22 protein-coding genes are annotated in these 22040 nt (G+C 39.9%); 21 read left to right on the top strand and 1 reads right to left on the bottom strand.

The genetic code is table 11. The features are described 5' to 3' along the window. Positions 1-185: 185 nt before the first annotated feature. The 20 genes from ACO1XM_RS19775 (at position 186) to ACO1XM_RS19680 (ending at position 20208) form a co-directional block, all read left to right on the top strand. A complete protein-coding gene (locus ACO1XM_RS19775; RefSeq protein ID WP_486232251.1) occupies positions 186-860 on the top strand; it encodes a DUF4386 domain-containing protein in 675 nt (224 codons plus the stop codon). 260 nt (positions 861-1120) lie between these two features. After that, the gene (locus ACO1XM_RS19770; protein ID WP_486232249.1) at positions 1121-1501 is read left to right on the top strand and encodes a TfoX/Sxy family protein; all 381 of its coding nucleotides are present in this window, start codon (positions 1121-1123) and stop codon (positions 1499-1501) included. Positions 1502-1619: 118 nt separating this feature from the next. Beyond that, the gene (locus tag ACO1XM_RS19765; protein WP_486232247.1) at positions 1620-3326 is read left to right on the top strand and encodes a patatin-like phospholipase family protein; all 1707 of its coding nucleotides are present in this window, start codon (positions 1620-1622) and stop codon (positions 3324-3326) included. Between the two features lie 363 nt (positions 3327-3689). Next, positions 3690-6155, top strand: coding sequence for a sensor histidine kinase (locus tag ACO1XM_RS19760; RefSeq protein WP_486232245.1), 2466 nt, complete (start codon positions 3690-3692; stop codon positions 6153-6155). Continuing rightward, positions 6152-6784 (top strand): response regulator transcription factor, encoded by a 633-nt coding sequence (locus ACO1XM_RS19755; RefSeq protein WP_486232243.1) that lies wholly within the window; start codon positions 6152-6154, stop codon positions 6782-6784. Before ACO1XM_RS19760 ends, ACO1XM_RS19755 begins: the two co-directional genes overlap by 4 nt. Before the next feature lie 148 nt (positions 6785-6932). Further along, the gene (locus ACO1XM_RS19750) at positions 6933-7631 is read left to right on the top strand and encodes a hypothetical protein (RefSeq protein ID WP_486232241.1); all 699 of its coding nucleotides are present in this window, start codon (positions 6933-6935) and stop codon (positions 7629-7631) included. After that, on the top strand, positions 7628-8383 hold the full coding sequence (locus ACO1XM_RS19745) for a hypothetical protein (protein WP_486232239.1): 756 nt from the start codon (positions 7628-7630) through the stop codon (positions 8381-8383). The genes ACO1XM_RS19750 and ACO1XM_RS19745 overlap by 4 nt, the downstream gene beginning before the upstream one ends. Positions 8384-8399: 16 nt before the next feature. Beyond that, on the top strand, positions 8400-8672 hold the full coding sequence (locus ACO1XM_RS19740; RefSeq protein ID WP_486232237.1) for a hypothetical protein: 273 nt from the start codon (positions 8400-8402) through the stop codon (positions 8670-8672). A gap of 2 nt (positions 8673-8674) precedes the next feature. Further along, a complete protein-coding gene (locus ACO1XM_RS19735) occupies positions 8675-9040 on the top strand; it encodes a response regulator (protein ID WP_486232235.1) in 366 nt (121 codons plus the stop codon). A gap of 31 nt (positions 9041-9071) precedes the next feature. Further along, positions 9072-11051: a chemotaxis protein CheA gene (locus tag ACO1XM_RS19730; RefSeq protein WP_486232233.1), complete on the top strand. Its 1980-nt coding sequence runs from the start codon at positions 9072-9074 to the stop codon at positions 11049-11051. A gap of 229 nt (positions 11052-11280) precedes the next feature. Beyond that, positions 11281-11781: a chemotaxis protein CheW gene (locus ACO1XM_RS19725; RefSeq protein ID WP_486232231.1), complete on the top strand. Its 501-nt coding sequence runs from the start codon at positions 11281-11283 to the stop codon at positions 11779-11781. Between the two features lie 10 nt (positions 11782-11791). Then, on the top strand, positions 11792-12643 hold the full coding sequence (locus ACO1XM_RS19720; RefSeq protein ID WP_486232229.1) for a CheR family methyltransferase: 852 nt from the start codon (positions 11792-11794) through the stop codon (positions 12641-12643). 2 nt (positions 12644-12645) lie between these two features. Further along, on the top strand, positions 12646-13521 hold the full coding sequence (locus tag ACO1XM_RS19715; protein WP_486232228.1) for a sensor histidine kinase: 876 nt from the start codon (positions 12646-12648) through the stop codon (positions 13519-13521). A gap of 4 nt (positions 13522-13525) precedes the next feature. Then, positions 13526-14008 carry a chemotaxis protein CheD gene (locus ACO1XM_RS19710; protein WP_486232226.1) on the top strand — a complete coding sequence of 161 codons (483 nt, stop codon included), beginning with the start codon at positions 13526-13528 and terminating at the stop codon, positions 14006-14008. A 5-nt stretch (positions 14009-14013) separates the two neighbouring features. Next, complete coding sequence (locus ACO1XM_RS19705; RefSeq protein ID WP_486232224.1) at positions 14014-15042, top strand: protein-glutamate methylesterase/protein-glutamine glutaminase; 1029 nt, start codon at positions 14014-14016, stop codon at positions 15040-15042. A 17-nt stretch (positions 15043-15059) separates the two neighbouring features. Next, a complete protein-coding gene (locus ACO1XM_RS19700; RefSeq protein ID WP_486232222.1) occupies positions 15060-15338 on the top strand; it encodes a hypothetical protein in 279 nt (92 codons plus the stop codon). A gap of 12 nt (positions 15339-15350) precedes the next feature. Continuing rightward, positions 15351-16634: an alginate export family protein gene (locus ACO1XM_RS19695; RefSeq protein WP_486232220.1), complete on the top strand. Its 1284-nt coding sequence runs from the start codon at positions 15351-15353 to the stop codon at positions 16632-16634. A gap of 19 nt (positions 16635-16653) precedes the next feature. Further along, the gene (locus ACO1XM_RS19690; protein ID WP_486232218.1) at positions 16654-18387 is read left to right on the top strand and encodes a methyl-accepting chemotaxis protein; all 1734 of its coding nucleotides are present in this window, start codon (positions 16654-16656) and stop codon (positions 18385-18387) included. 195 nt (positions 18388-18582) lie between these two features. After that, positions 18583-19260 carry a hypothetical protein gene (locus ACO1XM_RS19685; RefSeq protein WP_486232216.1) on the top strand — a complete coding sequence of 226 codons (678 nt, stop codon included), beginning with the start codon at positions 18583-18585 and terminating at the stop codon, positions 19258-19260. A gap of 162 nt (positions 19261-19422) precedes the next feature. Then, the gene (locus ACO1XM_RS19680) at positions 19423-20208 is read left to right on the top strand and encodes a sulfite exporter TauE/SafE family protein (protein ID WP_486232214.1); all 786 of its coding nucleotides are present in this window, start codon (positions 19423-19425) and stop codon (positions 20206-20208) included. Positions 20209-20231: 23 nt separating this feature from the next. On the opposite strand, the gene ACO1XM_RS19675 is transcribed toward ACO1XM_RS19680, so the two are convergent. Further along, positions 20232-20414: a hypothetical protein gene (locus ACO1XM_RS19675; protein ID WP_486232271.1), complete on the bottom strand. Its 183-nt coding sequence runs from the start codon at positions 20412-20414 to the stop codon at positions 20232-20234. 144 nt (positions 20415-20558) lie between these two features. Between ACO1XM_RS19675 and ACO1XM_RS19670 the strand changes: the two genes are divergently transcribed. Continuing rightward, positions 20559-22013, top strand: coding sequence for a BatD family protein (locus ACO1XM_RS19670; protein ID WP_486232212.1), 1455 nt, complete (start codon positions 20559-20561; stop codon positions 22011-22013). Positions 22014-22040 lie beyond the last annotated feature (27 nt).

Genomic DNA, 22040 nt, shown 5'->3' with positions numbered 1-22040 from the left:
TTCAGTGTTGCTGAAAACAATCATCACATTAACAAAACACCCCTTTCTCCACCTCACTAGGGGGAATAGTGCCTCGGATAAGCGTATTGGTTGAAGAGAAATTTTGTAGCGCATAACAAGAACAACAGCTCAGCGATGTAACATTATGCGGTTAAAACCGTCCTAGTACTTAAAACACCTCGAATATGAAGGAACAGCATGCAGACTTAGTCGCAACCGCGCGAAAAGCCGGACTTTGGTATTTAGCATTGGCCATATCAGGTGTACTTGGTTTTCTATTGCTGCACTCACAAATTTATGTGTCAGACGACCTGCCCAAAACGCTGGTGAACCTGAAAGAACAAGAAAGCCTCGCCAGAATGCGACTTCTTGCTGAGTTTGCCATCATCGTTTCGCAAGCGCTGGCTGCAGTCTATTTTTTCAAGTTATTCAAAGACACTAATCATTTTGCTGCATGGGCTTTGGCCGCCTGGGGTATGATGAACGCGGGCATTATTATGATAAGCGCCATAGCCATGGGTGGCTCTATTCATGTGGCCAGTCTAAGCCTGCCCGACAATGAAAAGCTGATCATGCTTCAGGTCTTTATGCTGCTCATTAAAGGTGCATGGGCAATAGGCAGTCTCTTCTTTGGTTTGTGGCTAATCCCGATGGGCTATGCAGTGGTCAGTTCTAAACGGATGCCGATAGGTTTGGGCCGCGTATTGCAAATAGGTGGTATCGGTTATATCGCCAGCGCTTTCTTAGTATATGGCGGAGTAAGCGGAGCATGGATTGATATGCTAACCATACCAGCTACCATAGGAGAATTCTGGATGATAGGCTACCTGCTTATTTTCGGGATTCGTCCGCAAGCCTGATAGCGAACAGCCCTGGAGCGCTCGCTGCGTTGATGTAACCAATACAAAACGCTGTTAGTAGAATTTCAGTATTTATCTCTCGCCTCTTTGGCGGAAGTTCTTGCTTTGAGGGATGAGATAAATAATAATGGAAATTTTTATCCTTAACTACTATGGAGCTTGGTCTTACCAGCCAATGTATTGAAGAAATCTTATATGGAAGGAGAAGTAATCAGTAATTGTTAAATTACACAACTGAATTATTAAACTTCATTTTATAAATGGCTTATAGTGAAAAACTGGCCGATCGCATTCGCGAGGCCCTGGCACACCTTCCTCAAGTTGAAGAAAAGAAAATGTTTAAAGGTCTTGCCTTTATGGTAAATGACAAAATGTGTGTGAATGTAAGTGGAGAGGAGTTAATGTGTCGCTTCGATCCTGAATTGCAAGAAGTGTTGTCAGAGAAAAATGGCTTTCGCCTCATGGTTATGAAAGGGCGTACCTATAAAGGCTATGGCTATGTAAGTCCTGAGGTTATCAAGTCCAAAAAGGATTTTGATTTTTGGATAAACCTTTGCCTGGATTTTAATAGTAAAGCAAAATCTTCGAAGAGACCAGTGAAGAAAATTGTGAAAAAGACAGTCGCAAAGAAGAAGAAATAAAATTTCAACTTCATTTTTTTGAGAGGCTTTCTGGCAAGCCAAGTATTTTGTTTTCTTTTGAATTGATGCTAACTATTTTTAATCTTGCTTAGCCTTTCATCATTGAAGACAACAGCCCATGAATCCCCAAATACCGAAGAGACCATTAGAGAAAATTGCGTTGAGCTGTTCTGGTGGTGGCTATCGCGCTGCTTCCTTTCACCTGGGGGCAATGGCCTATCTCAACAAAGTGCATTATCAGGGTAAGCCGCTGTTAGAAAATGTAAAACTTATCTCTACAGTTTCAGGGGGCACCATTACAGGAGCTGTTTATGCGCTGATGAAACAGGAAGGAAAAACTTTCGATGAAGTTTATGAATTTTTGCTGGAGAAGTTGCGCCACCTCGATCTTGTAAAATCGGGGATTGAGAAGTTGGATCCTGCCAAGACCCTGAACAATCCTTACAAAAGAAAAAATCTGATCAACGCATTCGCAGAATTGTATGATGAGCACTTTACTGCGGGTGCTACTTTCGAAAAGTTTAACGTCATGCATTCACACCTCGATGCTATTGTAATCAACAGTACAGAGTTTAATAATGGTATTAACTTTCGCTTTCGTAATAAGGACACGGGCTTTTTTGGTAATAACAATATCAGAATTGATAACGCGACTGCCCAGGAAGTAAAAGTGGCGGATGCCATTGCGGCATCCGCTTGTTTTCCTGGTGGCTTTGAACCGATGATCTGGCCACATGATTTTGTGCATGAGCAGGCACCGAATTTAAAAAACCTAAAAAAAATAGATGAAGATGGTATAGGCTTGATGGATGGTGGTATCTATGACAACCAGGGCATACAAAGCATTTTGTTGTATGAAAGAAAATTTGAGGAGCCATACTTTGACCTGATTATCATTTCTGATGTAGCCTCACCTGACATGGAAAGCTTTATCCCTTTTCAGGAGAAACCAAAGGAGGGACTTAGAAAACTTTCACTTAATTCAGTAAGCGCAAAAGTCGCACGGATTAGTAGAACCTTAACGCTTAGTTTGATCACAGCTTCTTTGCTTTTGTTGGGTACGCCCTTGCTTTGGCAATATACACCAACCTTATATACAGGTTTATTTATTGGTTTGGCATGCGCACCTTTGCTTGTATTGCTCTTTAAATGGGTAGTATTGACCAAAGTAAGCGAAAGCATAACATACTTTCGTCAGCTTATACAAAACAGGCTACCTGATTTTTATCGTTCAAGACTCGCTGGTTTAAAAGTGGAGGCAATATCGGTGCACCGTATAGAGCCTTTATTGTTTGACAGACTAAACTCCTTGCTTACCCTGCTGATGGATGTTTTTCTGAAAGTAGTGCGAAGGCTTAACTACAACGATTTGTACAACGACAAAAAATTTACTTACCGCAGAATGTCAAACCTGATAAAAGAATTGACAGAAGCTAATTTTACTAAGGCACAAGGACGAATTAAGAGCGAAGAATCAGAAACATCTTCTTTTAAAAGTAATTCAAAACTGAGTGGTACTTATGATAAAGTGGTAGGGCCAAAGATTAAGGCTGTGGCTGAAGAGACTTCCGGCTTTGGCACAACCTTGTGGTTTACCAGCGATAATCAGCTGCAGAACATGTTGGATAAATTGGTTGCCACCGGTCAGTTTACCATGTGTTATAATCTCCTTGATTACCTGGAGCAGTTGTTGTTTATAAAAGAAAATGGTTTCGATGCATTAGAACCAGATTTACAGGCTGAACTGAAGCAACTTTACGCCATGGTTTTAAAAGATTGGGAGCAGTTTAAAGAGAATCCAATGGTTGATGTAAAACTTTCTTAACGATAGCATTTGGCAGTAAAAAATTCGTTGCTAAATGAACTAATTTGGAAAACGCCAAACCAGCAGTCGCAAATACCTTACTGGGACTGTTGCGCAACTAAGTGATATTGATAAGACTACTAAAATGGTAGTCTTTCAAAACGCAGAACACCTTCTATAAATTGACGAAAACACTTCTTAATTCTCAAAGAATATTACGCCTTTTACGCGCTTAGTTCCATGCTGAAAGCCCTAAACTCACCTGGGTTTAGTATCTTCATTGAAGGGTTGGAAACAGATGGATTTTTATAAAATGATTGCACTTCGCAAGTACTGCGGCAGCACATTTAATAATCCAACACAACCAAAGACCTGTAATTTTATATGATTTTGGATAAAACAATACGCGAAAAAGAATATAAAATAGATGTTAAAGAATTGCCGGTTCAGAGCCTGGTTGATTTTCAACTGTTGTTGGCAGATAAAATCGGGCAGCAATTCTTTGAATCGTGCACCAAGCAATTAAATAATCTTGTAAACGCACATTTTACGCTGATAGGCCGATTAGACAAAACACACAGTTCACTTACAACGATTGCCCTAAGCGATAAAACCGGTATCCTGGAGAATATTACCTATTCCTTGGAGAAAACACCATGTGAAATGGTTTCACACGGTAAAGTATGTGTATACGAGAATGGTGTTGCAGAAATCTTTTCTGAAGATATTTTACTGAAGCAACTCAATGCTTCTGGCTATGTTGGCATTCCCATTCGTGATGCAAATAAGAATCCGTTAGGTGTATTGGTATCCCTGTTTAAAGATGGAGTTAGCGATCCAAAGTTTGTACAAACCGTGTTTGAGCTACTCAGCACACGCGTGCAGATTGAAATGGAACGCATGGCCATGGAACAAACCCTGCGCGAACAGCAAGAACGCTACACGCTTGCCGTCAGAGCCGGAAATTTTGGTGTTTACGATTTATCAGTAAAGGACGACAGCGCCATTGTCAATGATAGAATATATGAGATGATCGGCTACACCCCTGGTCAGATTACTATGACTTACGGTTTATGGATTTCATTCATACATCCAGAAGATCGCCCCAAACGTGAGGAATATTTGAAACAATCTGAAACAAATTCACCTAAGCGCATTTATCGATTGCGGAATAAATCAGGGGAATACAGATGGGTGGAAGCAAGAAGCAATGTAATAGAGAAAGATGCGCAGGGAAATATTTTGCGTATTGTTGGAATCATTAAAGACATCCACGACCAGAAGGTAGCAGAAGACCTGTTGATTAAAGCCTACGAAAAGGAGAAGCAGCTGAATGCTAATCTGATTGAGCATGAAGAACAACTCATCATCAATCAGAGTAAGCTCATTTCGCAAATGACTTTGCTTAAGCAATTGAACCAGGAATTGAGCGAGAGTGAAACACGGTGGGCCTATGCGCTGGAAAGCAATGGTGACGGTGTTATTGAGTGGGATATGCTCAGCGGGGTAAGTACTTTTTCTCAACGCGCTCAGGAAATCATCGGGCTTGACCTAAAGACCAAGGAGCAAATCAGTAAATTTTATAGCTACGTTCATCCTGCTTCACGCACATTATTCCGGGAGAATTTTTCCATTTCAACCAAACCTCCGTACAGTCCCTTTCAGCTAGAAGTTCAAATGCTTGATCGTAATAACATCTATCGCTGGATTCTATTCAGAGGTAAGGTTGTTAAACTCACAGAAACCGGGCAACCCGAAAAAATGGTGGGCACTGTTACTGATCTTTCTGAGCAAAAAGGTATTCAAAAAGAACTCACTATTTATGAAGAAATGATCAAGCAGAACCATTCGGCAATTTTATTTACCGATATGAATGGTTCCATTGAATTTATGAATGCTGCTGCGATGAGTTTATTCGAGTATAATGAGCATGAAATTATCGGCAAAAATTTTTCAACCCTGATTGATATCGATGTTATAGGCTTCCGACTGAAAGATGATTTTAAAGGGCAGCAAGAGTTTAAAACAAAAACAGATAAAAGTATAATTACACAACTAGGTACCTCACTTCTTTATCAGGATGGTGAGCCAATAGGCTACGTACTAAATGTAACTGACATTACCGAAAAGAAAAGGCTTGAAGACGAAATAGTGACGCTGACCATGACAAAGTTAGAGTCAGAACTGGCGGCACAGCGAAACCAGACCGAGGTAATTATTAAAGTACAGGAAAACGAAAAGGAGTTTCTGGCAAGGGAGCTGCATGATGGCGTAGGGCAGCTCTTAAGTCTTGTTAAACTATATCTTCAACAACTTAATACCGAGGCGGACCCTAAACATCAGAGAAAGATTGTTGAAATAACGGAGCTGGTGCAACATGTGGTTACAGATATAAAAGGTATTACTTGCGGATTAATGCCTTTGAATCTGCGAAACATGGGTATAGAAAGTGCTATTACCTCCCTGCTCGAACACTACAAAAAGGTTAGCGGCCACACCATTGCCATTAACTGTAAAATTAACCTGAATGGCCATACCCTGGACGGAACCACAAGTATGCATTTGTACAGAATAGCCCAGGAAGCTATCAATAATTCGGTTAAATACGCAAGGGCAAGCTCACTAACAGTGATGTTGATGAAGTTGAAAAATAGTATTAACTTACTCGTAGAGGATGATGGCAGTGGCTTTAGTTTTGATTCAAAAATCAGGGAAGAGAACAGCTTCGGTCTTAAAACCATGGTTGAACGTGCCAAGCTTATTAATAGCAAGTTTGTAATCAATACCACACCGGGTGCGGGCACAGTTATAAGTGTAACAATTCCTATCAACCAAAATGATTTACCATGATTAAGATTGGTGTTGCTGATGACCATAACCTCTTAAGAGAAGGTATGGTGAGTCTGATAAAAAATTATGGAACTGTAGAAGTAGTGGCTGAAGCGGATTCAGTACAGTCCACGAAACGAATGCTCGACACCCATCCCGAAATAGAAATTATACTTTGTGATATCGATTTCCCTGACGGGAATGGTTTCGAAGTTATAGAGCATATTAAAAAATATAACGGCAAAGCCAAGGTCATTTTTCTAACCATGCACGATAAATCATCGTATGCAACAAAGGCTATTGAGGTTGGTGCAATGGGCTACCTTACAAAAGATGCAGTGAAAGAAGAGTTGATGACAGCCATCACGGCAGTTAAAAACGGCAGAAAATATTTTAGCCAAAATATTATGAGCAGCATTGTGGATAACATTAATAAACCACAAGTTGGGCAGGATCATTTTAAAAAACTGCTTTCTAAACGCGAACTGGAGGTATTAGAGCTCATCATTGAGGGTCTGGACACTCATGAAATAGCAGAGAAACTGTTTATCAGTGAAAAAACAGCTGCCAATTATCGGATAAGCATACTCCAAAAATGCAATGTAAAAAATGTAGTACAATTGATTAAGCTGTACATGCAGCATGCCTGAGGCCTGGCAATAACTGCCAGGTGAATAACATACACTAGGAAAATTCCCAATCAGATTGTGAAATAAGCCTTCCTATTTCTGAATCCTCCCATACTAGCTGAGTTCAGAAAGCCGCTACTTTGTGACATAATTGGCTGCGTAAACCCTCATGCACTACTTTTCAAGCAACAACCTCAATATGACGCTCTCCCAAATGGATGAGAACATTGACGGTATGATGGCTTGTATAGAAGATGAGATGACTTTTATTAGCTCTTCGGTTGATAAATACATAAAGCGATGCCACACGAACAAGGATGAAACTGAGGATTTGCTTGCAGCTAAAATGAATGATGCTAAACTGGTTTTTGCCAAGGTTAAGCATACACTGATCAAATTTGATGATCTGCTTAATTTATTAAAGAATATTAAGGAGGTTAATAAAATGGTAAGGTTTGCAAGTGCTGGTCAGGAATCAAATATGCTAATTAAAATTCCTGCATACATGGATACCATTGCCAATGTTTGCCTGGCTCAACTTAAGTTTATCAAATCCACCTACTCAGCACTACTGAGTTGTATGCGAAATGACATTATGCATCTGTGGATGGATCGGGATGTAGCTAAAAGAATTAAACTGATTTTATTTATTAACCATACGCGACAGAAACGTTTTTTGGAGTATTTCCAAAAAGCCGAAGTACTGTATGCTGATATTTCTCTGGAAGCACAGCGATCCAATGATACCTTACTGCACCAGCATATTGTGTTGCGCATGGTCTCCAACAGAATTCATGGACTGAGCGGTCAGCAAATTATTCAAACACTATTTCCTGAATGGGGTGGACTTAACGAACGGGTAGCATGATAGATGGTGTTAAATACAGAATTTCAGCCCTAACGGCCAATCAATACTCAAGCTTGTTTAAAAGCCTGAATCAAAAAATCACTTTGCTTTATGCGCATTTAAACAATGATTTTTTGGTGACCACCAACAGAGTGAAAAAGTATAACACTACAGCCAGACAACGGTTGGTTATTCCTAACCTTCCGGATGACTTGCGGATAAAACTGAAATCGGCTATTCGTAGTCTTGATTCAATAATTATTGAATTGCAATACCACGATATCATCAGACAAAAGCTGGAGCATATTTATACGGTAGAGTTGCAATTGAGTAATGAGTTTAGCCTCATCTATGAAAATATTGAAATACAGCATAAGCAGTATTACACCTTGGTAATGCACGATCTTATTTTATTATCATACAATCAACTGTTGCAAATAAAAGAAGACTACCTTTTTGCCTCTAACAAAATACAACGTCTGCTGCGCTCTTTGTGGGCCGATAGAGAAATTTCGCGCGAGCTCCAGCTTTTTCTATTTAATACAGCTGAGAATCTTCGCAACGTAATACAATCACTGGAACTTCTCATTAACATGCATGAGCGCCTGAGTGAAGAGAATAAGTCATTTAAGGTGACCACCACACCGGAGGTGCGTATGCAAATTTTAATGGAAGTGAAGGCCATGTATACCATGGATTCTGAACGCGAAGTATTTAATAGAACCTTTGGATTGGAAGAAGAATTGGTTTCCAGTGATGATATTTTCTTCTGACAAATAAACAGACACAATGGCTACAATAAGTAACAATAGCGAGAACCGATACCAACTTGTTTTTTCAACAAAAACGACAGTAGCACAACTATCGGACATCCTCCATAAAATTGATAAAGCAGCAGCAACAAGTTTACATGTGTCGCTGGAAGCTTCAGTGGCAAATGATTATATGCTCCTGCAATTACTGGTTTTCTTAAAAAAAGAGGGAAAAGAAATTGAAATAAAGTGGATTGATCATGAACCTGCTGACTATCTACAAAACATGTATACATCTTTAATGAATTGAATATGAAAAAGACAATATTATCAATTGATGATTCGGAAAGCATTTTAGCCGTGGTTTCCTCTACGCTTGAAGACGAATATGAAATAATCAGTGCATCAGATGGTGCAGAAGCCATTAGCAAGCTGAATAGTAATATACATGTTGATTTGATTATTACAGATCTAAACATGCCAAAAGCAGATGGCATTCAGGTAATTAAAGCAGCGAGAGCCATGGATCAGTTCAGACTGACGCCTATTCTCATGCTGACGACCGAATCGCAAATGCAAAAGAAACAAGAAGCGAAGGAGGCGGGCGCAACAGGTTGGATCGTTAAACCATTTGAGCCTGAAAACCTTAAATCGGTTGTTAAAAAGGTTTTGAGATAAGCATATTAGTTCACCGCATTAATTCAATATTTTGGAGAAGGCCAGTAAGAAATTTTTACAGGAAGCAACAGAGCTTATCGATGACCTCGAGAAAGCTGTACTTCAGTTAGAGAACAATAGAGAAGACCACACGCAACTGGAGGAAGTTTTTCGTGTAATGCATACTTTTAAGGGAACGGCCAAAATGTTTGGTTTTCACCTGATCGGTGAATTTACACACCATCTTGAAAGTATTTACGATGATCTCCGGAATGACACAATTCATTTAACAGATGAAATCCTGGAGGTGTCGTTGAATGCTGTTGATTTTATCAGAAGTCAACTCAATAGTGCTGATCAAACCAATGAGATTACTGCGGAGTACACAAGTATTCTCAATGTTGTAAAAAGACTCTCAACGGAAAAAGCCAGTATTAGCGTGCCAGATAAAACATTGGCAGATAACAATAGCGCAAAACTATACCTGATCCGCTTTGCACCTGCTTTACATTTCTTAAAGGATGGGAGTAACCCACTTTATATCTTAGAGGACCTTTCAGCGTTGGGTAGTTTGTATTGTAAAATGTATACAGATGCTTTACCAGCGGCTGCCAATTTTATACCGGACAACGCTTACCTGAGGTGGGATATCTTATTATACACCAATGCCAATAGCAAAACTATCCGAAATGAATTTATGTTCGTTGAGGATCAAAGCGATATTTACATTGAAAGTGTAAATGACAAAAACTGCATAGCTGATAAATTGTTTCTTGATTTTATTAAACATCAAAATGGTCCTATTACTGTTGAGCTTATTGAATCTTTTTACAATAAACAAAAACCTCAACAAGCAACAGAAAGCGTTCAGACACCGCAGCGTCAACAGCAGCAAACTATAAAAGTAACTTACGACAAAATTGATAAGCTCATGAGTATTGTGAGCGAGTTGGTTACAACACAAGCACGCTTAAGTCTCTTTGCAGAGGGTACAAAAAGCACAGAACTGGAAGAAATATCTGAGAACGTTGAAAAGCTGGTTCGTCAGCTAAGAGATGAGGCTTTTAGTATTTCATTGTTGCCGTTTGGCCAGGTATCAATGCGTTTTGAAAGACTCGTGCGTGATATGGCCAAAACACTCCAGAAAAAAATCAAATTGGTTATTACAGGAGGCGAAACGGAGTTAGATAAGAAAATAATAGAGAACCTGATGGATCCGCTGCTTCACATTTTGCGGAACAGCATGGATCATGGCATAGAAAGCCCGGAAGAACGCAAGCGAAAGGGTAAAGATGAAACAGGAACCATTCACTTGAAGTCATATTACTCAGGAACAAATGTGATTATTGAAGTGCGCGATGATGGGGCAGGTATCAATAGAGACCGTGTATGGCAAAGAGCTGTTCAAAATGGTTTAGTAAAGGAAACGGAAAACCTTACCGACAGACAAATATTTGATTTTATTTTTCATGCTGGTTTTTCAACAGCACAACGAGTTACTGATGTTTCAGGACGCGGTGTTGGCATGGATGTGGTGCGGAAGGCAGTGAACAATTTGCGTGGCGAGATTGAAATTGATTCACAGCAAGATAAAGGCTCTGTTTTCAGATTAATACTTCCGCTGTCATTGAGTATTATTGATGGCTTGTTGGTAGATGTGCATCACACAAAGTATGTAGTACCCTTGGCTGCCATTGATAAATGTTACGAGGTGGAAAGCATCACGGTTAAACCTGATATGAATGATCTTTTAATTTTAGATGGAGAACAAATTCCTTATATAAACCTTCGCAGGTTGTTTCATTGTGAAGGAAAGGCACCGCAGTATGTAAACCTAATTGTTGCCAAGCACGATGAGCAGAGAGTTGTGTTTGAAGTAGATAGTATTGTGGATGAATATCAGGCTGTCATTAAACCGCTCGGCAGAATATATAAGGAGCAGGAGTTTGCCTCTGGTGCTACCATTTTAGGTAATGGCACTGTCGCACTTGTATTAGACACCAACAGACTGGTATCCACCTTATCCAACTAAAAGGCAGAATTTTATAGGGAGCGATCACACAGTTTCAGAATTCTGAACAAGTTTTCCTGTATGGTGCGGCTAAAACATCAGGCATTTCGCTTAAAAAGTATTTTTTCTATTACCTAAAAATGATTGGGAAAATTCCCACTCCAAAAAAGGTCTTTTCCCACATAAATCAGAATCCTCCTATAAGATAAGGTCTGTCAATTGAGTCACTTTGTAGTGTAATATAATTGATATGAGAAGCAACGCACACATTGAGGTAAAAATGGATTCTTATTTAACCTTCAATATGAATAACGAATGTTTTGCAGTAAATGTAACTAAGGTTACTGAATTACTTGAAATGTTGCCTGTTACTCACGTACCACGCTCACCAGAATTTATGCGTGGAGTAATCAACTTAAGAGGCGCTGTTGTGCCGGTTATTGACACACGTATTAAGTTTTCACTTCCTGCAGTAGAAGATACCATAGATACCTGCATCGTGGTAATGAACATTGAAATTGATCAGGAGCTTGTACAAGTAGGTGCTATTGTGGATAGTGTTTCTGAAGTAATTGAAGTTCCTGCCGATAAAATTGTTCCACTTCCTGCGGTTGGTAAGAAGGAGCGTACACTTTTTATTCAGGGTGTAATAAAGGTGGAGGAAAAATTTATTATGGTACTGGATGTTGATCGTGTATTCTCCAATGAAGAGCTGATCACTATTTCTCAAGCAGAAACAGAAAACGCCTGATTGTAAAGAGATGAGTGCTTTGTCGTTGTCTGAGATTGAAAAATTAGAAGTTGCTGATTTCCTGCGTATCAGTGATTTTATTCAGGAGCATTATGGCATTCAGCTGCCGCTTTCTAAAATGAAAATGGTGGAGGCTCGTTTACAAAAACGACTGAAAGCACTAAAGCTTCCTACATTTCACGAATACCTTGATTTTGTTTTCAGCGCAAAGGATTATTCGGAGTACGTTCACATGATCGATCTGATCACGACCAATAAAACTGAATTTTTCAGAGAATCAGCACATTTTGATTTTTTAACTGCAGATATTCTCCCGGGCATTTTAGCTACTAAAAAACAGCAGGAAGAAATTAAAATATGGAGTGCCGCTTGTTCAACAGGTGAGGAAGTTTACTCCATATTAATCACCCTGGAAGAGTATTTTTTCAAAACTTTCAAGACACATCCGTATAAAATTCTGGGCACTGATTTATCCACACATGTATTAAAGAGAGCTGCAGCTGCCATTTATGCTGAAGAGAGAATTGCAAACATTCCTCTGCATTTAAAGAAACGCTACTTTTTAAAAAGTAAAAACCAGGAGAACCCTACCGCCAGAATTAAACCCGCATTATTGAAGTCAGTCGACTATAAGCGACTTAATTTATTAAAATCATTTACGGGCCTTGAGCCAAGTTATGATATCATTTTTTGTCGTAACGTATTAATCTACTTCAGTCGTGAAGTGCAGTACGAAGTAGTAAGTAAGCTGGCTTCGAAATTAGTTACCGGAGGTTATTTATTTATCGGTCATTCAGAATCACTCACCAACATGCAGCTACCGCTGGTTCAGGTACGCCCCACGTTGTACAAAAAGATTTAGTTATGCAAGAAATATCCAACGAAGAACTGCTCAGAGAGCTTGACAGAAGACTTTCCCTGAACACAAAAACAATTCTTGTGCAGCAAGATACACTCGTGCAAATGCAGGAGTTAAACAGAAAGCTAGGTCAGTCTGAAGCACTTAAAAGTCATTTCATCAGCAATATCAAAAATGAAATTAATAATCCCTTAGCTTCTATCCTGGCTTTATCTCAGAATATTTTACGAAAGAGAAATAGTCTTCCCGAGGATGCAGTCAGAGGATTACAACTCATTAATCACGAAGCGCACTCACTAAATTTTCAGTTAGATAATATTATGACTGCGGCCGAAATTGAAGCGGGGAGTGCTACACCTGAATTGGTGTTAGTTAATATTTCTCATGTGGTCGAGCAATGTGTAAATTCTTTTGCCAGTCTCATAGAAAAAAGGAAACTCAGCATTTATGTTAAAGGCGATGAACCTGTGCATTTTGTTACCGATAGCCATTATTTTAAAATAATTGCATCAAACCTGATCTCTAATGCCATAAAATTTAGCCGGGAAGGTTCAAACATCAACATCCACCTGGCACAGTATGTTGATCACTTATCGTTTACTGTTGCTGATGCGGGCAATCGCATACCGGATAAAGACCTGTCTAAAATATTTGATCGCTTCACACAACTTGATTCAGGCACAGTTAAAAAATACCTGGGTCATGGATTAGGCTTATCGGTCATAAAAGATTTGGCGGAACTTTTAGAAGGCTTTGTGCAGGTTAAGTCCGGAGAATCTGGTTCTGTATTTATTGTACAACTTCCTGCAAAAGTGAGCGATGATGAATCAAGAACACTTTCTGGCGATGGGGCTGAAGTATTATTTGATCAGACTTTTTAAGTGAATGATTGAGACGCCTCCTATAACGCAAAAGGTTTTCCTGTATCCGGCAGGCATACATGTTTCGGCTCCACCGATGTGCATCAACACATTGCTGGGTACCTGTGTAGCGGTTTGCTTATGGGATATGCGGGCAAGAATAGGTGGTATGAATCATTATCTATTGCCTTTGTGGAATGGCGAAGGTCTTGCATCACCTAAGTATGGCAACATAGCTATAGAAAAATTGATTGAGAAAATGGAGGAACTGGGTGCAGAGAGACGCACCATGGTAGCCAAGGTTTTTGGCGGGCGCACACAGAGCGAATCAGGAAGCATTGCGCAAAGCATCGGAACTCGCAATGCAGAAATAGCAAAGCAAATGTTAGCGCAATACAGAATACCAGTTGTTGCTGAAAAATTGGGCGGAGAACATGGCATGAACATACGCTTCGATACTAATACAGGAATTGTTTTATTAAAATTTATTAAAGGGAAACTTCAATGAATACCATGCATAAAATAAAGGTATTGATCATTGATGATTCGGCCCTGATACGAAAGGTGCTGCGCGATTCAATAAGTGCTCAGTCTGATATGGAGGTTATTGCTGCTGCAGCTGATCCATATGTTGCTGTTGAAAAAATGAAGACGCAGCGTCCGGATGTTATCACCCTTGATATTGAAATGCCACGCATGGATGGCCTTACATTTTTACGTAAGCTCATGGCGCAACATCCTATCCCGGTAATTATCCTGTCCAGCCTCAGCAAAGGAGGAAGTGAAATCTCCTTGCGAGCACTGGAGTATGGAGCTGTGGATCTTTTTTCTAAAGATGAGCTACAACTGTATGCCGAGGGTACAACCAACGAAGAATTAATTGAAAGCATAAGAGCAGCCGGCAGCGCTCGCGTGCAAAGAAAGGCAAAACCCCTCCATGTTTCAGAATTAACTTTCCCACTGCCTGCACTTAAAAGTGCAATAAATAAAGTTGTTGTAATGGGTGCATCCACAGGTGGAACCACTGCATTACATGATGTAGTCACAAAGCTGCCAGCTAATGCACCAGGGGTTGTTATCGTACAGCACATGCCCGAATTGTTTACCAGGTATTTTGCGGAGCGACTGAATACATTCTCAGTTGTGCGTGTAAAAGAAGCAGAGCATGGTGATGCGGTGGTGCCTGGTAAAGTGTTGATAGCACCAGGAAACAGACATGTGAAGCTGTTGCGTAAGAACGGTAGCATAGTAGTACAGCTTTGGGATGGACCCGCAGTTAACAGGCATAAGCCTTCCGTTGATGTTTTGTTTGAATCTGCAGCAGAACAATTGGGCAATGCTGCTATAGGTGTTTTGCTTACAGGTATGGGCAAGGACGGAGCGAACGGTATGCTTAGCATGAAAAAGCGTGGTGCTTTTACCATTGCCCAGGATGAAGAAACATCTGTTGTATACGGCATGCCTAAAGAAGCTGTAAGACTGAAGGCTGTAGATAAGATTTTGCCACTGCAGGCAATTCCATTTGAATTAATTAATCAGTAATGCTGCGGTATATCACAATGGAAAAAAACACACCGGAATTTTTACAAGTTGAAGAAATGCAGTCATTGTTGCTTGGCCTTCTGCATGACTATAGTTTTAAAAACAACCACATTATGCGTGGCCCTTTATGTCGTGTTGCAGGCTTAATCAATTTGCTAAATCATGAAAGTCTGGATGAAGAAACCAGAAACCTTTTGCGATTACTCGTGGAAGAGGTAGAGGAAATAGACAGAATTACCAAGAGTATAGCAAGAATGTTAAACGAATGTGAAAGACAAATAATAAAATCTGAATAACTAAATATAACAATGATGAAACAATTTGTAGTAAGCTTTTTTCTATTGCTTCTGTTGATGGGTACATCCATAGCACAGGATGTTAGCATTGACGGAGAGTACAGAATTAATCCAGTGTATTCCCGTGGCTTCAGAGAGCCGATGTATGCAGGTGACAAAGCAGGTTTATTTACCATGCAGCGCACGCGCATAATCTTCAAGTATAAAAAGGAAGATGATCTTGACGCAGAGCTAACCATCCAGGATAGACGCTTTTGGGGCGATCAGGAGGATAGGGCTGATGTAGCTAACATGGCGGTGTTTACAGCCTGGGTAGAAAAGTATTTTGCCAAAAATTTTTCTGTACGATTAGGAAGACAAATGTTCGTATACGATGAGCAACATATTCTTGGCGATCCAAATTGGGTGGGAACACGTGGTCATGATGCCGCTTTATTTAAATATGAAACAGATAATTTAAAATTGCATGCCGGTGTAGCCTACAATGCCAACGGTCAGGAGTTGAAGCGTGAAGTTTATCGTTTCGATTTCATGTATAAAAACCTGCAATTTGCCTGGGCTGAAAAAACTATAGGCAAAAGCAAATTCACCTTTACAGTGATGAACCGTGGTATGGAGAAGGGAGACACAACCTCTGCCTACATGCAGACTTTTGGTCCTTATGCAAATATCTTTATAAGCGATAAGGTAAGTGTAAAAGGATTGTACTACCATCAGGTTGGTGAAAATACTGCAGCGCAAAGCATTAATGCATCCTTTTACTCAGCTCAACTTGTTTACAAACCTTCAAAAAAAGTGCAATTGATTTTTGGTGTTGATGCAGGATCAGGCACGAATGAATCAGATTATACGAATCCAGCAAGCAAGAAGACAACAACTTTTGAACGTCAGTACGGATTGTTGCACGGACATTTCGGCTATATGGATTACTTCTATGTAATGAGACCCACACTGGTTGGTGTACATGATTACTATATCAAAGGCACGGTAAAAATAACTGATAAACTATCCTTGGAAAATCACTTGCATGATTTCGAAACATCAGCAAGACTTAACAATCCACTGAGTGAAAACCAGGTAATGAGCCGTCACTTGGGTATTGAGAATGACTTCCTGGTAAACTATAACTTCTCTTCTAATTTTAAAATGCAGGTAGCGTATTGCACCATGTTTGAAACACCAACGCTGGATGCCTTTTTTGGTGGAGAAAAAAGCAAGGAAAATCAGGTATTGTATGCTGTAATAACGGCTACACCTAATTTTTTCAAAAGCAAAACAGAAAAATCAAATAAATAAAAACATCAACTATTAAACTATGAAAGCCTTAACCAATTTAAAAGTAGGACACAGGGTACTGATAACCTTTATCATTATCATTGCCTTTTACGTAGGCAATATTGCCTATAACCTTATTAGTCTTAACGACATAAAAGAAAATGTAACCAGTATTTATCAAAACCGCTTGTTGAGTATTGTAGCCTTGCTCGAAGCTGACCGTGATGGATATCAATCTAAAATTTCTGTAATGGAAGCCATTGCCATTATTAATCAGCGTGGTAAGGGCAATACCGAGAATGAAGCTACTTCCCAGTTTTCAGAATTGAATGCTAACCTTACTCAATTGAAAGACAGGTTTGAGAAATTCAAGAAGACATTCTTGTCTACAGGCGGTGTAAAGCACGAAGCCTTTACCACTTTTGATACTGAGTTTCAGATTGTAGTAAAACATTCAGCAGAACTTGAAAAAATGCTGGGAGAACGCGAGATACAGAAGGCTAAAGATTTATACTTTGGTGATTATTCCGCTCATTTCGAAGTAATGCGCAACGCAATTAATGACCTCACCGAAGTAAGCTCAAAACAAACTGAAGATGAGTATGCAGAAAGCATGCTGAAGGCTCAGGAAATAACAAATCTTGCTTTCATTTTCTTTGGCGCTGTAATGCTGGTGCTGATTCTTGCTGGCATTCTGTTAACAAGAAGTATTGTTCGCCAATTAGGTTGTGAGCCCTATGAGGCCGCAGAAATTGCAAACAACCTGGCAAATGGAAATCTTCAGATCGTTTTCTCTAAAAAGAACGAGATCGGTTTATACAAGGATTTAAAAGCGATGGTGGAAAAGTTGAGAAATGTAATACAGAACATCGTAGTCATTTCAGATAACCTGGCCATTGCTTCCAGTCAGATGTCGTCTGGCTCCCAACAAATATCACAAGGAGCGAATGAGCAGGCCGCTTCGGCAGAAGAGGTTGCCTCTTCAATGGAAGAGATGTCAGCTTCAATTCAGCAGAACACAGACAATGCACAGCAAACAGAAAAAATTTCTGTAAAGGCAGCAGTAGATATTTCAGAAGGAAATAAATCTGTTGAACAAACAGTTACTTCTATGAAAACCATTGCTGATAAGATCAAGATCATTGGCGAGATTGCACGTCAGACAAATATACTTGCTCTGAATGCCGCTGTAGAAGCAGCCAGGGCTGGTGAGCACGGAAGAGGTTTCGCTGTAGTAGCAGCTGAGGTAAGAAAGTTGGCAGAACGTAGCCATAATGCAGCTACAGAAATCGATAACCTTTCAAAAAGCAGTGTAGAAATTGCTGAGAAATCTGGTAAGCTTTTAGAATCGATTGTTCCGGATATTCAGCGCACTTCTAATCTTGTACAGGAAATTGCAGCAAGTTCACAGGAACAGAGTGAATCATCAAATCAGGTGAATAACGCTCTGCAGCAATTGAATCAGATTGTACAACAGAATGCAGCCAATGCAGAAGAAATGGCCAGCAGCTCTGAGGAATTGGCAGCGCAAGCAGATAGCCTAAAAGACCTTGTATCTTTCTTCAAAGTGGAAGATGAGAAGAAGAAAAAGCAGTTTGAAAATAAAGAGGTGAAGAAATACCGTCAATCTGCCGCTGGAACAAATGGCAAGAAAGATGCAGCGTACAAGGACTTGGAGAAGAACAGAAAAGCGCTGGAGTATAGGGAGAATGAAAACGGAATATCCATTACCCTGGACGAAGACGTGAAAGAAGGAGAGTACGCTTCTTACTAATTATTACAGAGAATCGTTTTAACCAATCTCAGAAGTGGGTGCACCCACTTCTGAGATTGGTTTTTTTATGGAGATATGTATGGATTTGTGAGGTGCTGACGGGAATGCGACCTGCTATTGATAATTATGCATGGAGCAGTAACTTTATAGAAGTTTCCTGCGTAAGCATTAACTTTCCATCCCTATCCAAAAATCATGACAGCTGCCGTACCTGAATATGTTAACTATCTCTTCATTGTTACCACCCTGCTAACGCTATGGTTTTTTTACAAAGCAAGTCAATCAAAACTGGCAGTGTTCCTCTTACTTGGCTGGATTGCACTGCAAGGGATCATAAGCGATACGGGTTTTTATACCATTACAGATACAGTACCACCACGTTTTGTTTTTCTGGTATTACCAGCATTGGCATTTGTGGTTTACATGATGGTGAGCAAGTCGGGTCTGCGTTTTATTGATTCATTAGACACCAGCTGGCTTACTTATCTGCATGTGATCAGAATACCGGTAGAGATAACGTTGTACCTGCTTTTTATCAATAAACTGGTACCTGAGTTAATGACTTTTGAAGGAACTAACTTTGATATACTCTCAGGTATAACCGCTCCGATTATTGCATACCTCGGATATTCAAAGAAGAAGTTGTCGAGAGGAATTTTACTGGGCTGGAATTTTTTATGCCTTGCACTGCTGGCAAACATTGTGATCACCGCAGTGCTGTGCGCACCCGTTCCTTTCCAGCAGTTAGCTTTTGAGCAGCCGAATGTGGGGGTCTTGTATTTTCCCTTTACCTGGCTACCGGGTTTTGTGGTGCCCATGGTATTGTTTGCGCATTTAGTTAGTATCAGGCAGCTGCTAAAAATCAAAGTTTAAAGCACCATATGTTCAGCCTTACCCGAATAGCAACATGCCCTTTTCCAACTTCCAATTTTCATCTTCTATCTTCTAACTTCTATATTCTATCTCCTAACCTCCATTCTCTACCCACTCACTAGGCTAATTTCATTTCTCAGTAAAAAGCATTCTCTTTGATGGATGGAATTGGCAGGCTATATCGCTTCTGTTTTTGTAGGTGTAGTATTGGGACTTTTGGGCGGTGGTGGATCTATTCTTTCTATACCCATCCTGGTGTACCTTTTTCAAATTGAACCAGTGTTGGCTTCTGCCTACTCACTCTTTATTGTTGGCGTTACCTCTTTGGTCGGGGCAATTCCGAAATACCACCAGCAATTAGTGAATTTGCGCACTGGTATCTTGTTTGGTATTCCATCGATTGTCAGCATATTCTCAACACGCAAATGGATAGTGCCTGCCATACCAGATATCATCTGGGATGCAGATGCCTTTGTATTAACCAAGCGTGTATTGATATTGGGTATTTTTGCCATGCTGATGGTACTGGCTTCACTATCGATGATCAGAGGAAAGCGAGAGATCAGTTCGGAGCAGGAAAATTTCAGACCGCTCTTGGTTGTGATAGAAGGATTATTGATTGGCTTTTTAACAGGGTTGGTGGGGGCCGGTGGTGGCTTTTTAATCATACCGGCTTTGGTTTTTTTAACCGGTTTAAAATTTAAAACAGCCGTTGGCACCTCTTTATTTATTATCGCCATTAATTCCCTAAGTGGTTTCATGGGCGATGTTTTGAGCGCCTCCATCGATTGGCTTTTCCTTTTGTCAATCACCGGCCTTGCGGTAGCAGGTATTTTTATAGGAAATATTTACGCCAGCAAAATTTCAAGCCTCACGCTGCGTAAAGCTTTCGGCTGGCTTACGCTGGTAATGGGCGTTTGGATTTTGGTGAAGGAGACCTTACTCTAAAAAATGATTAGCCTGAAAGATCGCTAAGTAGTAAAACAGCGCTGAAGCACTGGCTCATATTGTTGTTTAAACTTTTGATAGCACCATTCCTTTAAAATCTCGATCTCATCGGTCACCAGTAAATTTATGGCCTTGCGTAATTCTTTCTCAAAAAGAATGGCATCAAAGCTTACGCGAACCAGTATGCTTTTCACATACTTTAACATGCTACTTGTTTTCTTTAAGAATGCTGTCATACATGTATTTTATTACTTGAATATTAAATCTTGTTGTAAATTTCGCCTTTACCATTGTCAGGTTGTGACACAAACTTGATGTTGAAACGTAAAAACCCGTGAACTGGGTGTTGTATGAGACTACTTTTTTCGATTAGAAACCTCTTTGCTCTTTTAATAGCCCTTTGCGCATATAAGGTTGACGCGCAACAGGTTCAAATTACCCTTGGACCTGACGAAATTGGCGAAAATCAGGCATGGACGATTACGGTCACTGTCCAGAATGACCGTTTAAAGAGCTATGACAATTTTCCAGACATTCCTGGTCTGCAAAAGCGGGGTACCTCGTCACAATCCAGCACCAATATTGTAAACGGCCAGGTGTCTTCCTCGCAAAGTATCATCATGACTTATCTGCCGCAAAAGCAAGGCATTGTTACCGTACCTTCTTTTGCCATGACCATTAATGGGACAAAAATTAATGTTCCCGGAAAGAAGGTGAAAATTGGCGCCCCCGTGCAGCGACAACAAGCAACGGATCCTTTCAGCAGGTTTTTTAACAGAGACCCTAAAGAAGATTTTTTTGGAAGGGGAGAAACTGAATTTATAGATATTAAAGAGGATGCCTTTTTTGCCTTAACTACGAATAAGGATAATGTTTACGTAGGAGAAGGTTTTACCGCAACCCTGGCCTTTTATGTAAGTGATGATAACCGCGCACCATTACAATTCCATGAATTGGGAAAACAACTGGGTGAAATACTGAAAAAAGTTAAACCAGGCACTTGCTGGGAAGAGAACTTCAATATAGAAAATATTGAAGGCGAGGGTATAAAAATAAATGGTAAAGACTACACCCAATACAAACTGTACAGAGCTGTATTCTATCCCCTGAATACAGAGCGCATTGTTTTTCCAAGTGTAGGATTAGAAATGATAAAATATAAGGTTGCTAAAAACCCATCCTTCTTCGGACAAAACAGGCAAGAGGATTTTAAAACCTTTTATTCTAAGGAGAAGGTAGTGAAGGTGAAAGAATTACCACCACACCCTTTGCGCGATGGTGTAGCTGTTGGTGATTATCGGCTTGATGAAAAAACAAATGCCAATGCAATTGAGACAGGGCAAAGTTTCTCCTATCAATTTAATATTTATGGAGAAGGCAACATATCGTCCCTGGAAAAACCAGCCCTGGGTAAGCCTGATGAGTTTGAGTTTTATGAACCCAACGTACGGCAGGACATCAACCGCGACAATGGAAGAGTAACAGGCACGAAGTCATTCAGCTATTTTATGATACCCCGCGAGCCTGGAGATTATAATTTAGGTGATTACTTTCAATGGGTGTTTTTTAATCCCAAAACAGCAAAGTACGATACGTTAAAAAGTAACATAACCCTTACAGTTACAGGGGAAAGCCTTAGAGATGAAGCCATCAGCTCAAACGATTTGGGTAGTTTTTATGATAAGATCAGCACTGTAGATAATTCATTAAACAAAATGGGTAAACGGAATTGGCTTGCTGTATTTGTTTATTCTTTTGTGGCTTTGTCTTTAGCACTGTCTGCTTATTTGTTTTTTAAAAAATAACTATTTATAGGATTTCAAATTGATAAC

This window comes from Chryseotalea sp., from assembly GCF_057350905.1.
The sequence above is the reverse complement of the archived record's forward strand: the minus strand, read 5'-3'. Positions and strand labels throughout refer to the sequence as shown.